The following is a 13,920-nucleotide window of genomic DNA, read 5'->3' as shown; positions in this document are numbered from 1 at the left end:
CCCCTACACCCTACCCCCAGTTCTGGATTAACTCTGGCAGTAGAACAAGCTTGTAAAACACTTGAGTGGCCCAAAGACAAACCAATTCAGGAAATTGTTTTTCCCTATCTTCTCGATACTGGAGCGGGAATTATCAGCGCCTTGCTGCTAATGATGCCCAAACACCAAATCAACAGCTATGCATTTTCGACTCGTTACAACCAATTTATCTTTGTCACATCTCCTCATCCAATGCTTTTATGGGTGACACTGCTCCATAACAAAGAACTGGGCCCAAAATGGCTTCCTTGCTATTTGGATATGCAAAAACCCCAAAACCACAAAATAGTGCATTCCTTAGCCGAGAGTGAACGCTATCCTTTGATTTTCTTTACTTTGGAAGCCCCCAACTCATGTGCGAGTGTTATTAGTTGTCATATCGAAACTCTCCAAAGACAGTTACTCAAAAACTGGACACAGCAGAGTAAGTGTTTACCTCCCTCTTCTGCCGTTGCCTTAAGTAAAGAGTTGCTAAAACAACAGTACAAACTGATGCAACCTCAAATCCTGCATCGCTTGGCATTGGATACACCACCTGTGGTATCTTAGCTGAGAAATAGGAGATAAGGGGTAGGGGATAGGGAGTAGGGAAAGAAAATTGTCATAACGAGTGTTTTGGGTAATTGCCCATGGGGGTCTAGAGAGGAAAAGCGCTAAAACTCAAAATAATTGCTTGAAACCAAGTCTCGGTAAGGCTTTGTCAATCCAAAATCTAAAATCCAAAATCTAAAATCCAAAATCTCTTGACAACTGGCAAACAGTTAGGCATAATGAATAAAGTGAACAAAAGCAAGGGACTGTAGTTCAATTGGTTAGAGCACCGCCCTGTCACGGCGGAAGTTGCGGGTTCGAGCCCCGTCAGTCCCGTAAGAGGATATAAAAAATAATTTATGAGTATCGAGTTAAAAGCGAGTGAGTAACATTACTCGTTTCTTGTAACTTGGTATAAGCTACATAAGTTGTGCATTAGACAAAGAGAGAAATTTCAGTGACTGTTAGAGTCCGTATTGCTCCCAGCCCAACTGGGAATTTACACATTGGTACAGCAAGGACAGCCGTCTTTAATTGGTTGTTTGCCCGCCACCACGGCGGTCAATTTATCCTGCGGATAGAAGATACAGATGTCGAGCGATCGCGTCCCGAATATACAGAGAATATCCTTAAGGGATTGCGCTGGCTGGGGCTGACTTGGGATGAAGGACCATTTTTCCAAACGGAGCGTTTGGAAATGTACAAACAAGCAGTCAAAACACTTTTAGATAAGGGATTGGCTTATCGCTGCTATACCACTGCAGAAGAATTAGAAGCGCTGCGAGAAGCACAGAAAGCTAGAGGAGAAGCTCCGCGTTACGATAATCGCCACCGAAATCTCACACCAGAACAAGAAGCCGCCTTCAAAGCAGAAGGGCGCAGCTTTGTCATTCGGTTCAAAATAGATGACGATCGCGAAATTGTTTGGAACGACCTAGTCCGTGACAAAATGGTCTGGCGGGGGAACGATCTGGGCGGAGATATGGTCATTGCTCGTGCAGCGGCAGATGATATCGGTGTAGCTCTGTACAACTTTGCTGTTGTGATCGATGACATGGATATGCAAATCACCCATGTTATTCGAGGCGAAGACCATATTGCGAACACTGCCAAACAAATACTTATATATGAAGCATTCGGTGCCAAAGTTCCGGAGTTTGCTCACGCGCCCCTGATTCTCAACCAAGAAGGACGCAAGCTTTCCAAGCGAGATGGAGTCACATCTATTTTTGACTTTAAGCAAATGGGCTTTACATCTGAGGCGCTAGTCAATTACATGACATTATTGGGTTGGTCCCCCCCAGACTCAACTCAAGAACTTTTCACCTTAGAGGAAGCAGCCAAAGTCTTTGGCTTTGAGCGAGTCAATAAAGCAGGAGCAAAATTTGATTGGGCGAAATTGGACTGGATTAACAGTCAGTACATTCACAATATGCCTGTCGCTCGGCTCACGGATCTGGCAATCCCCTTTTGGGAAGAAGCGGGATACCAATTGACAGGAGGACGCGATCGTCCCTGGTTGGAACAGTTAGTCACTTTAATTGGTCCGAGCCTCACTCGCCTGACAGACGCAGTCTCAATTTCTCGACTCTTTTTTGTAGACACAGTTGAATTTAGCGAGGAAGCACAGGCACAATTAAAGCAAGAGGGTTCTGCTGCCACTCTCAAGTGGATTGTAGATGTTTTGGACAATCAGCCGTTGACAGAAGCTAGCGCTCAAGAACTGATTAAGCAAGTCGTCAAGGAGCAAAACGTTAAAAAAGGTTTAGTCATGCGTTCTCTCAGGGCTGGCTTAACAGGAGATTTGCACGGTCCGGATCTCATTCAATCCTGGTTGCTGCTCAATAAAATTGGTTTAGATAAGCCTCGCTTGCTTCAAGCAGTCTAAAGGATACAGTACTCCATTCTCGTTCCCAGCTCTTACCTTCTCGTTCCCAGGTTCTACCTGGGAACGAGGGGAGGTGTCAACGAGGGGAGGTGTCAGATCCATGGTACTTCCTTTGGTTGATTGACAATCCGGAGCGTTTTTATAACTTTTTTGTAAAAAAGTGAGTTAGATACCCTGGTATTGGAAACTTTTTATGTAAAATTAACGTCACTAGAACTACTTAAGAAAATATATAATTCAGATGCTGACAAAAGTTATAAATTCGGGGATAAGAATTTCTTTGCTAGTCGCGACAATAGCGATCGCCTCAGTAAATACCATGACAGCTGATGCTCAACAAGAAACACCACCTCCGATCTTTGGAGATATGACTATTGGTCACAAAGTTTCTCCAGATCCAATGACAGTCCGAGGAATGAGTGGCGGATCCATACCGGGGAAGCAACTGGTTGGAAAGGGAGAAACTCCCACAGGACCGTGTACGGGATTTTTTGATGAAAAACCAGACCACACGCTAGAGTTAACAAATAAGTTTGACTATTTAAAATTGCAAGTAGAAAGTCCAGAAGATACCACTTTAATTATTCAAGGTCCCGGAGGCACTTGGTGCAATGACGATTTTGAAAACAAAAATCCCGGTATTCTCGGTGAGTGGTTGCCAGGAAGCTACAACATTTGGATTGGCTCTTATACAAAAGATAAATATCTTCCATACACGCTACGCATCACACAATCAAGTAAATCAGTGACAAATAACAAATGACCAATGACAAATGACAAATAGGGAGCGCTAACAATGACAGTTGCTGCATCTCAGGATTTATCAGAGGACTATCGCTTGGTGATGGTCAGTATTTACCACTGACTCCTGATGAAGATGGACGTATTTTGTTTGAGACAGTCGGGTTACTTATTGGACTTCAAGATGGTCGAGTTGTGATAGAAGATGCCCAAACGGGTGAACAACTGTTAACCTCTCAGGAACTCGAGCAACGGGTATCTCAAGCAGAGCAACAGGTATCCCAAGCGGAACAGCGAGCATCTCAAGCAGAGCAACGGGCAGCAAAGTTAGCTGAGGTGCTCAGATCGCAAGGAATAAATCCTGACGAAATTTAAGAAAAAAGAAATCAAGAGCTTGAATTGAGCATTCAGTAGAGATTTTTCATGGAAATGTCGTGAGTCAAGTGTGGTTTCACGCCAGATCTGTATAGTACAACGGGGCAAAATTAAGTTAAATTTAATTAAGATTATTAATGTTGTCTCAGCTCCTGCAACTTGCCAAAGCTGGTGGGGGGCGCTCGCTGTGACACATAAATATAAAAACATTGATTTAAAAGCTCTATTTTTGGGCTGCTGCACTATCTAGAGGCAAACAAAAATGAAATTTTCCTGGAGAGTTCTACTACTCTGGACATTGCCAGCATTGGTAATTGGCTTTTTCTTTTGGCAGGGCGCATTTTCCGGTGCTCCTACAGATTTAAGCAAGAATGCAGCCAGTACTCGCATGACTTATGGTCGCTTTCTAGAATATCTAGACGCCAATCGCGTGACAGGCGTTGATTTATATGAAGGCGGTAGAACGGCAATTGTGGAAGCTGTCGATCCAGAATTGGATAACCGCGTACAGAGAGTGCGGGTAGACTTACCAGCTAGTGCTCCTGAGTTGATTAGAAAGCTTAAAGACAAAGGAGTGAGTTTTGATGCTCACCCCATGCGAAATGATGGAGCAATTTGGGGACTGTTAGGGAATCTTGTTTTTCCTGTCTTACTAATTACCGGTTTGTTTTTCCTGTTCCGCCGTTCTAGCAACTTACCAGGTGGTCCCGGTCAAGCCATGAACTTCGGTAAATCAAGAGCACGCTTCCAAATGGAGGCAAAAACCGGAATCAAATTTGATGATGTTGCCGGTATTGAAGAAGCTAAAGAGGAATTGCAAGAAGTTGTAACCTTCCTCAAACAGCCAGAGAAATTTACTGCAGTTGGCGCACGCATTCCTAAAGGAGTGCTGCTAGTTGGACCTCCAGGAACAGGTAAAACACTTTTGGCAAAAGCGATCGCAGGTGAAGCAGGCGTACCGTTCTTTAGCATTTCCGGTTCCGAATTTGTGGAAATGTTTGTTGGGGTTGGTGCTTCTCGAGTCCGCGATCTGTTTAAAAAAGCAAAAGATAATGCTCCTTGTATCATCTTTATTGATGAAATTGACGCTGTAGGGCGTCAGCGGGGTGCGGGCATTGGTGGCGGAAATGACGAACGCGAGCAAACTCTCAACCAATTGCTGACCGAAATGGATGGCTTTGAGGGCAACACGGGTATCATTATTATCGCTGCTACAAACCGTCCTGATGTATTAGACGCAGCCCTATTGCGTCCCGGACGTTTTGACAGACAAGTGATTGTAGATGCACCAGACATCAAAGGACGTTTGGAAATTTTAAAAGTCCACGCCCGCAACAAGAAACTAGACCCGAGCGTTTCTTTAGAAGCCATTGCGCGTCGCTGTCCTGGATTTACTGGTGCAGATTTAGCCAACTTACTGAACGAAGCCGCTATTCTGACTGCAAGACGCCGTAAAGATGCCATCACCAATATAGAAATTGATGATGCAGTAGACCGGGTTGTGGCTGGTATGGAAGGAACACCATTGGTGGACAGCAAGAGCAAGCGTTTGATTGCCTACCATGAAATAGGACACGCCATCGTAGGCACCTTGCTGAAAGACCACGATCCAGTCCAAAAAGTAACCCTGATTCCACGGGGACAAGCACAAGGTTTAACCTGGTTTATTCCTAATGAAGAACAAGGGCTAATCACGCGATCGCAACTCAAAGCCAGAATTACGGGTGCTTTGGGTGGTCGTGCTGCTGAAGACATCATCTTTGGTGCTGCTGAAGTTACCACTGGTGCAGGCGGCGACTTGCAACAAGTTACCGGAATGGCAAGACAAATGGTAACAAGATTTGGGATGTCCGAGCTAGGTCCGGTGTCCTTAGAAAGCCAAACAGGTGAGGTTTTCTTAGGTCGTGATTGGATGACCAGATCTGATTACTCAGAATCCATTGCCTCGCGAATTGATTCTCAAGTTCGCATCATTGTAGACGAGTGCTACGAATTATCGAAAAAGATTGTACGAGATAATCGTACTGTCATGGATAGATTGGTAGATTTACTGATTGAGAAAGAAACCATTGATGGTGAAGAATTCCGGCAAATAGTAGCTGAATACACAACTGTGCCTGAAAAACAACAGTTTATTCCTACTCTTTAATCTCACTTTCTTCTCAGCTTGTCTAATTATAGTAGGGGTGTATTATAATACGCCCCTTTGTGCTCACCTTGTAGTAGGTAGGGCTAAAGCCCACCAATATTTAACGGTGGGCTTTAGCCCTACCTACGCTCATAGATACAGTTATAGCGGTTTGGGAGTCGTACTTACAGTCAAAAGTAGAAGATTTGAATAATGAATCAATTTTTTGAACAGGATTTAGCGATCGTATTGCTATTAAACACTTTTATTATCTTTTAATTGCATAATAAATTTGCCACAAATGCTTCCTATTGATTTTTTTGTGGTCAATGTTACATATATTTATTGCTAAATATAGTGCTATTGGAAGACAATAAGAAAACAATAAAACTGTTAACGTATAACATTATAAATAACAAAACATAATTACAATTTTCGGTTTTTTTAAAATTGCTAAAAAACCAAAAAATAAAAAATACATTGAATCTGTTAACGCTTAACATAAGCAATAAAAAAAATGGGTTAAAAAATGGATGAGCACTAAAAAGAAAGAAACATCATGCCGGAATCTCTCAATACAAATATCCAAACAAATATTTCTTCTAATCCATCCCCTCTTGATGATAGATTAACTACTCAATCATACGTTGGAGATTTAAGTACTCAGAGTTCTTATTCTGGTTCTTCAGAATCATCTTTAGAATCAGGATTAATACCTGATAACATTCTTACTCCATCAAAAAACTCCAATCCCCTCATGACTAGTTCTGCAATTTTTGCTGATTTTAATGGTGATGGGAAGAACGATAAGCTTTGGTATAACACTCAAACTGGAGAAACCGCTCTTTGGTTAATGGATGGTAGCAATATTCTTGCTCAAGCCTCTCTTAAAACATTAGCTCCTGGCTCAACATTGAATATTGCTGATTTCAATGCTGATAACAAAACAGATCTTCTCATACACAATACTCAGACAGGCGAAAGCACGATTTGGGTTATGGATGGAACAACAATTGTCTCCGAAGCTCCTCTCACTCCTTTAACTGGTGGATGGAGTCCTACCCTTGTTGATTTTAACGGTGACAGCAAAACTGATATCTTCTGGCGCAATACTCAAACAGGCGAAAACAAAGCTTGGTTGATGGATGGGACTAGTGTTATATCTGAAGCAGCTTTAGATACATTTGATACAAATTGGACAGCCAAAGCAGGCTTTTTCAATGGTGATACCAATACAGATATTCTGTGGCGAAACAATGCAACTGGCGAGAATATCATTTGGTTGATGAATGGTACAACTGCTTCTGCATCCATAGCGCCTACTCTAGGTACAGAATGGCAAATTGCTAGCTTTGGTGATTTTAACTTTGGTCTTCAAACTTTTGAGACTGATATTGTTTGGCGCAATACTGCAACCGGAGAGAACAAAGTTTGGCTATTTGATGATGGAAATGTTGTCGCTGATGCTGCCTTACCTACACTCACTGGTTCTGGTTGGAAGTCTCAGATTGGTGATTTTGACGGCAATGGCAACACCGATGTCTTCTGGTACAACGAAGAAACAGGTGAGAATAAAGTTTGGATAATGGATGGTGCAACCGTCATCAGTGATGTTGCTCTACAACCTCAAAGCCCTGGTGCTGCTTGGAAAGCTAGTATTTCTGATGTTAATGGAGATGGCAAATCTGACATCTTCTGGCGGAATTATCAAACAGGGGAGAACAAGGTTTGGACAATGGATGGTACTACCTATAGCGAATCTCCTGTAGAACCACTTTCTCCTGAATGGTATACCGCATAGTATTACCCCCCTTAATCCCCCCTTATAAAGGGGGGAAATGGAAAATTCAGTTCCCTCCCCTTAGCAAGGGGAGGGTTAGGGTGGGGTAAAACTAAAAACATTGAAATTCTCTCGCCAACGCTTTACAACCACTGTCCACCATGGAAGCGCCAACGGACAAAGATTATCCGCATCAGACTTTGCGAAACAATAAAAACTGCTAACCACACAACACTGTAATGCTGTAAAAACACACCTATCGGTGGATAGTTGGGTATAGGTAGAATGCGAAAGACACCTACTACTAACCATATAAATATCATTTCCCAGATACCAGCAAAGAGTTGATATGCAGCAGGCCAATCTCGATCCCAACGGTACTTTTGAATTTGGTCGTATACAAGATCCCATCCCAAACCAAAGAGAGCAACATAAGCTAGTATCCAAAAATAAGCCGCACTGGGATAAGAACCTACCCAACCAATCCTAAATGGTATAGATACTACCACGCCTACAGTAGCAAGTAATAACAATCGAGTTTGCCAGCGACCAAATAAAGTAGGAGTCATAATAAACAATCAAATGTTTGGAAGCAAGAATTCTATAGCAATCTTATTTGATTTTTTCCTAGGGTGGGCACTGCCCACGTTTCCTGATTGAGAAGGTGCAAGATGTCAGCTTAACGTTTTAATTGCTACTTTTTGGAGTTGTTGCAAAATAGTTCGGTTGTTAATATTTTGTTGAAGAAAAGAGTCAGCCAACTCCCTAAACTCTAGGCGATCGCCTGGTTCGCTGTTTAGAACGTAAAGTTTGGCGGCGAAGTCCGCAATAACTGGCTCGCTTACCAAGAACTGATACCGCATCAAATGCTGCAACAGTTTTTCATCCTCGTAGCTACGCCACGTCAGTCGCGTCGCTTGCTTAAGACTTCTCTCTGGGAAAAATCGCCGCACAATTGTGCCTGCATTACGCCTCCTGGTTTCTTTCGATGTTTGAGGTAGCTCTTCATGCAACTGACTATAAAAAGCCTTAAAATTGCTGGCTTCACAACTGAGCTTAATGGCAAAAATACTGTCCTGCCACATGTAATCCTGAAGAAATTTTGCCATGCTGAGAAGTACCTTTGCGAAGGCTAGATTTTTATTTTCACCAAGTTAACTACTCTTTAAGCACATTTCATCTGCGTGCATCTGCGGTTCATTATTCATTTTCTTGATTTTTGCAAGAAGTCTATTGTATGTTTGAATTCAAAAAAAATCTTTACCCAACAAATCTTTGTATGAGTTGGGTTTCGTTCCTCAACCCAACCTACACGGTTTGAAATTTGTAGCAAAACCCAAGCAGTCTTGAAATTATACTTTTATTAACGAGCAAGTTGGCAATCGGCAATAGAATTGTACTCACTCATTGCTTCCCAACCCACAACATCTTCTAACAAGGTTTTATATCCTAAAGTATTAGGATGGAGACCATCAGCACTTACTCGCTTAAGCCTCCAAGCTTCACCTTGTTCCATCCATTGCTCAAAAATATCGAGATAGGGAATACCCCGTTTAGCACAAGCAACTTTAGTAGCTTCTTTGTAACGGTGTTGATCGGCATGATTGAAGTAGAAGCAATCAAGAAAGGGCATCTTAGCTTCATCGACTGGCATCATGCCAACAAATAAGACCGGGCATAGTTGGTGTGCTCGGTCAAGTAAAGCTGCGATTTCTGATTCAAAAACGGCAAAGTCCGTAAAATTTCTTCCATTAGGACGACTTAACCGCGCTGAATCATTAACTCCTACCGATAAAATAATCAAGTCGGGAACCTGGTTTCGCAGTTCGCCTCGATGGCGAAACTCAGCTTCCAATCTGTGGGCTACTTGCTGGGTGCGATCGCCCCGCACTCCTAGATTATAAAGAACGTGACCAGGACTATCAGGTGACATCCAACTCCGCCGCAGTCGCTCAACCCAGCCGCCTCCTTCTGGATCGCCAAATCCATAAACTAAACTATCTCCTAACGCCACTATTTTTAGGGGCTGACAGAGTTTTGGTACCACTGACAGATGCATTGGGGAAGGTGCTTTAAATATCTGCATCTTAAAATTTTACATTTTATATCTCTATAGAATTCTATACAGTTCTATACCATTAATGGTTATCCTGACAATTTTTCTATAGTTTTCTGTAGTAGCTTCATAATAACTACTGATTTTTTGGTACAAACTTTACAATTCTTTAAAAATTGAGTGACAAAGTACTTACGTGTTCGATGCAAATTCTCCTACGGTGACTGGTTAAATACCCACTTTAACCAATTGCCAAAAGAACTCATGGCATTCAATCGCTTGACTCTGGGCGCACGAGCAGCAGCAAGACCATCAACAGCACACAAGCAAGCATATTGCAATCCCAGGAAGCTATCAACAGCTGCATAGGGACCACCTAAGGTAATTGCCCCAGCCGCATAGATTTGACCTTTCCCATTACGCATTTCCACAACTTCAAAATTATTTGCCACAGATAACCTTCCCAGATGGTTCAACGGCAAGTTGTAATGTTTCACTAAATCTGCCAAAAGGGGGTTGAGTTCCACTTTGGCATCTAACCCAGTGGCATCAACAATAAAGTCGGCTTCTAACGTCATTTGCCCAAAACCTTTTTCTTGAATGTAGGTCACTGGACGACTCTGAGCATCACGTTCGACTTTTTCCACTTCACCGAATTCAATCTTATACCAACCTTCTCGTAATCCTTCTTCAGTAATACGTTGCCAGTCATGACGATCTGCTGTGGTCGTTCCACCCCAATCTGCTAGCAAGCGCTTGCGTTCGTCGGGACTAGCTTTTTCTAACACGGCGCGGAGTTCGCCACCCCAACAGGCTTTGGGCCAATTGAACGGTTGGTATTCGTAATGGTTCTTAACAAGACGCTGTGCTTTCTCATATCTATTGCCCTTTGGTTTGGGCGATCGCATCAAGTGTAAAACTGTAATATTACGATTGCGCCGACGTGCTTCATAAATACGCTGTACAATTCTGGAAGCCACAATTCCCCGTCCCCGCAGCAAGACTTTTCCACCTTGTTTTTCCAGTTGCTCGTAAATGTGGTTGTGTTCTTCGTAAGCATTGACAACAGACTTAGAATCTTGATAATTCTCACGATAAGCTTGCAAATCAGGGAGAAACTGAATAGCTGGATAACCAGTTGCCAAGTGCAGATAGCGAGCTACATGAAAAGCATGGCTTCCCGGTCCTTGGGAATAAGCTACGCAATATCTACCGTCATCCGTTTTACGAATTGCCCGTATCCGTCCGTAACGGTAAATCTTATCCCAGCCTATGCGTTTCGCTTCTCTGCCTATCGAATCAAAGACATTTCTCGCACGGGGTGTATAAGTTTCGGCAAAAGTTGGCTCATTAAAAACTTGCCACAAATAGCGAAAAGATTGGTCTAATTTCCCTTGAGAAAAATCATGCCATGCTTCTCGTAACGCATAACTAGGCCAACCCCAAATATTATCAGGGCAAGAATCGGAATTTGAACGCAAACGTTCGTGCAAGGGAATTTGGGAATTCAAGCAAAGGCGTTTGTATCGGGCATACGGTTCTTTTTCCAAGCCCAAAGCCACAATATTCTCACTGCCAACACCAGACATTCTCAATAAATCTACCCATATATAGCTACCTAGCCCAGCCCCAACCGCAAGATAATCGCTCTCACTTACTGGTAATCCCGTTGCGTGTAGTGCTTGCACGGGCACGAGTTCTTCGTGAAATACAGAGGGTGGAAAATTGCTACCTAATGGTGTTGCAGGTTGGGAAGCAGGTAGGGTGGGGTCTGGGAGATTGGTATTGGGGTTGAACTGGATAGCGGAGTGAACGGTAGGAGTAGGTGCAGGTGTGCCAGCAACAGCAAGGGTTACAGTAATTATGTATGGACCGATTTGCACGGTATCGCCACTGGCAAGAACGCTGCGTGTCTGACGCTGCTCGTTCACAACAGTACCATTAGTACTGTTTTGGTCAGTCACCACCAACTGATTTTGTTCCCAATCAATCAGGACATGGAAACGAGAAACTTGACTGCTATTCAGCAGCATGCGAGCAACAGGACGCCCCTGGAGTTGAGCAGGTAAGGCAGCAAAATCACGACCAAGAGCAATCGGCCCATTTAAACGAGGTTCTCGTCGTTCCCCTGTTGTGGGATCGTCCCATGTTAGTTGAATTTGTAAATTATTAGGCATTAGTGAATAATTAATCTAACAAATAATTATTTAGTTATAAACTATACAACCAAAAATTCTCCTTATCCTCCTTGTCTCCCTTGTCTCCCTTGTCTCCCTGTCTCCCTTGTCTCCCTTGTCCTCCTTTCCCTAAATACCAGGTGGGACTAAAACACTCATTGCTGCGGCTAAAGATGTTCCACACCAAGGACAACCGACTTGTAAATGTTCTGAGGAAGAGACTTTATAACATTTGGGACACTGCAAACCGTAAACTCCCTGCTGTACGGGTGGAGTCGGTGAATAATGGTGGTGTCCTTGTACAACTGGTTGTTGCCTGACAGGAGGTGTAGGTTGGTGGGGGCGATATTGTCCTTGCCCTACAGCTGGTGTAACAGGTTGAGAATTTACTGCTTGTGGTTTTGGTGGGGCTAAAAGTGTTTCTGGAACATTGCTAGTTGAGGAGATAGAAACGGCAGTTACGTGGAGTTGTTGTTGCCCTAAATAAATAGTACTGCCTTGATTCAGTCTTAATGTACCTTCAACTAGTTGCCGTCCATCGACAAGTGGGGGATTCTGTTCTCGCAAATTTCTAATCAAAAAACATTGCTGTTGTGAATGAAAGTAAATTTCAATATGCAACCCTGATACAGTAGGATGATTCAGTACAATGTCACACCGAGCTGGATCGCGACCAATACGAACAGTGCCTTGATTTTTACTTTGTTGTTGTTCGTATATTTTCTGAGTTCTGTCTTTTCCTGCATCTTGCCACTGTAAAGTGAGTGAGTTCATCTTTGGAATACCGTAATATCAATCAATAACTTCAATTCCTCGCTGTGCAATTCCTAACACGATTTATTGAAGTAAACAACTGGTGCTAGAAAGTCAGCTTAGTATTTAAGATAAGGAGCAACGCTTTATGAATGTTTCGTAACATAACTCAAACTGAAGCTGAGGAAACGCGATCGCCACCGTGCTGTTGACTTTAATTCAGTAAATTTAACGAGGTAATCGGTAATCATTATGTTTAACAACTTTACTGAATAAACTGTTGCGGTAATTTGTGGAGGTTAAGGGTGCAGAAAGTATCTCATTGGGTGATAGTGTGTTCGCTTACGTTAAAGCACAAACAGAACAGCAACAGTTCAAAAATAATTTGTTCAACAGCAAGCAGAATTGCAGCAGTCATCTAAAATAATTTGAGTGTAAATATTATGGTTATTGAACGATAAACTTTGTTATCATATGGAACCGATACAGCCGAATTCACTTAAGGTTGGCGAAATCTATAAGGTCGAATTTCTTAATGGATATAAATTGGTAGTAAAATTTACAGGGTTTAAGGCTGGACGTTACTATTTTCTCAATAAAGATGGGCATCAGTTCTCAATTGCTGATAACACAATTAACTTTTATCGCTTTGATAAATTTGATTCATAGGATGATATCGATAATAGCGTTACCTAACAAATGCTGATAAATGTTGGGTTTCGTTCCTCAACCCAACCTACGTTCAATTTGACTATTGGCTAGAACCTCTAGTTTTTAGAAGACGCTAGTTTATCAGCAAAGCGAGTTGTTTCTGGCAACCTATACTTTGTGGTACAACGCAAGGCATAATCAATTGCCGTAGGTAAACTCACTCTATGACCGCTAGATACATATACGGGTTTAACTCCTGTACGCGTTCGTAAAACGGCTCCCACAGTTTCTCCTTTATGTATTAATGGTTGCCAGCTCCCTCGTGTTTCTGGTAACTCTTCATGCTTGCCAATAAGTAACGATTTCGCAACACCAATCGTAGGCATATCTATAATTAAGCCTAAATGACAAGCTATACCAAACCTGCGAGGATGGGCGATTCCCTGTCCATCACACAGGATAATATCTGGTGTTGTTTGAATTTTTTCCAAAGCGTCCAAAACAGCGGGTATTTCGCGAAATGAAAGGAAGCCAGGAATATAGGGAAAGGTTGTAGGACGTCGTGCAATGCTTGTCTCCTGTAACTGTAAATCAGGAAAACTCAGCACTGCTACAGCAGCACGGCTAATCGCACCATCTTCTTCAAAACCCATATCAACACCAGCAACATATTGCAAAGGTTGCTTGAGATTATCTTCAGTAATCACTTCAGACTGGAGTTGTTCTTGTATTTTTATGGCTTCATCTACCGTAGTAGGCCAGGGATGACGTTGATAAATCTTCATAGACTAAAACTTGAGT

11 protein-coding genes, 1 tRNA gene and 1 pseudogene are annotated in these 13,920 nt (G+C 42.6%); 7 read left to right on the top strand and 6 right to left on the bottom strand.

From position 1 onward, the window contains the following. The 7 genes and pseudogenes from F7734_RS61110 to F7734_RS38915 form a co-directional block, all read left to right on the top strand. Positions 1–588 (top strand): annotated as a pseudogene (locus F7734_RS61110) (FlxA-like family protein); the annotation flags it as partial. A 244-nt stretch (positions 589–832) separates the two neighbouring features. Then, positions 833–906 (top strand) — tRNA-Asp (locus F7734_RS38940). A 121-nt stretch (positions 907–1,027) separates the two neighbouring features. Continuing rightward, positions 1,028–2,458, top strand: a complete 1,431-nt coding sequence (gltX, locus tag F7734_RS38935) for a glutamate--tRNA ligase (protein WP_166482423.1) — start codon at positions 1,028–1,030, stop codon at positions 2,456–2,458. A gap of 241 nt (positions 2,459–2,699) precedes the next feature. Beyond that, a complete protein-coding gene (locus tag F7734_RS38930; protein WP_155749794.1) occupies positions 2,700–3,221 on the top strand; it encodes a hypothetical protein in 522 nt (173 codons plus the stop codon). 125 nt (positions 3,222–3,346) lie between these two features. After that, positions 3,347–3,574: a hypothetical protein gene (locus tag F7734_RS38925; protein WP_155749793.1), complete on the top strand. Its 228-nt coding sequence runs from the start codon at positions 3,347–3,349 to the stop codon at positions 3,572–3,574. Between the two features lie 262 nt (positions 3,575–3,836). Then, complete coding sequence (ftsH2, locus tag F7734_RS38920) at positions 3,837–5,723, top strand: ATP-dependent zinc metalloprotease FtsH2 (protein WP_155749792.1); 1,887 nt, start codon at positions 3,837–3,839, stop codon at positions 5,721–5,723. Positions 5,724–6,261: 538 nt separating this feature from the next. Beyond that, entirely contained in the window at positions 6,262–7,503 is a 1,242-nt protein-coding gene (locus F7734_RS38915) for a VCBS repeat-containing protein (RefSeq protein WP_155749791.1), read from the top strand. A gap of 122 nt (positions 7,504–7,625) precedes the next feature. Here the strand turns inward: F7734_RS38915 and F7734_RS38910 are convergent, their stop codons facing one another. The 6 genes from F7734_RS38910 to nfi all read right to left on the bottom strand — a co-directional run bounded on the left by F7734_RS38910 (position 7,626) and on the right by nfi (position 13,904). After that, positions 7,626–8,051 (bottom strand): hypothetical protein, encoded by a 426-nt coding sequence (locus tag F7734_RS38910; protein WP_155749790.1) that lies wholly within the window; start codon positions 8,049–8,051, stop codon positions 7,626–7,628. 105 nt (positions 8,052–8,156) lie between these two features. Next, positions 8,157–8,591, bottom strand: a complete 435-nt coding sequence (locus F7734_RS38905) for a hypothetical protein (protein ID WP_155749789.1) — start codon at positions 8,589–8,591, stop codon at positions 8,157–8,159. A 254-nt stretch (positions 8,592–8,845) separates the two neighbouring features. Further along, a complete protein-coding gene (locus F7734_RS38900) occupies positions 8,846–9,568 on the bottom strand; it encodes a GDSL-type esterase/lipase family protein (protein ID WP_155749788.1) in 723 nt (240 codons plus the stop codon). 185 nt (positions 9,569–9,753) lie between these two features. Beyond that, on the bottom strand, positions 9,754–11,715 hold the full coding sequence (locus F7734_RS38895; protein WP_155749787.1) for an FHA domain-containing protein: 1,962 nt from the start codon (positions 11,713–11,715) through the stop codon (positions 9,754–9,756). Between the two features lie 129 nt (positions 11,716–11,844). Next, a complete protein-coding gene (locus F7734_RS38890; RefSeq protein WP_155749786.1) occupies positions 11,845–12,489 on the bottom strand; it encodes an FHA domain-containing protein in 645 nt (214 codons plus the stop codon). Between the two features lie 746 nt (positions 12,490–13,235). After that, on the bottom strand, positions 13,236–13,904 hold the full coding sequence (gene nfi / locus F7734_RS38885; protein WP_155749785.1) for a deoxyribonuclease V: 669 nt from the start codon (positions 13,902–13,904) through the stop codon (positions 13,236–13,238). Positions 13,905–13,920: the final 16 nt, after the last annotated feature.

This window comes from Scytonema sp. UIC 10036 (assembly GCF_009725235.1).
Note: the sequence above shows the minus strand (reverse complement) of the source record. Positions and strands in the feature narration are given on the sequence as shown.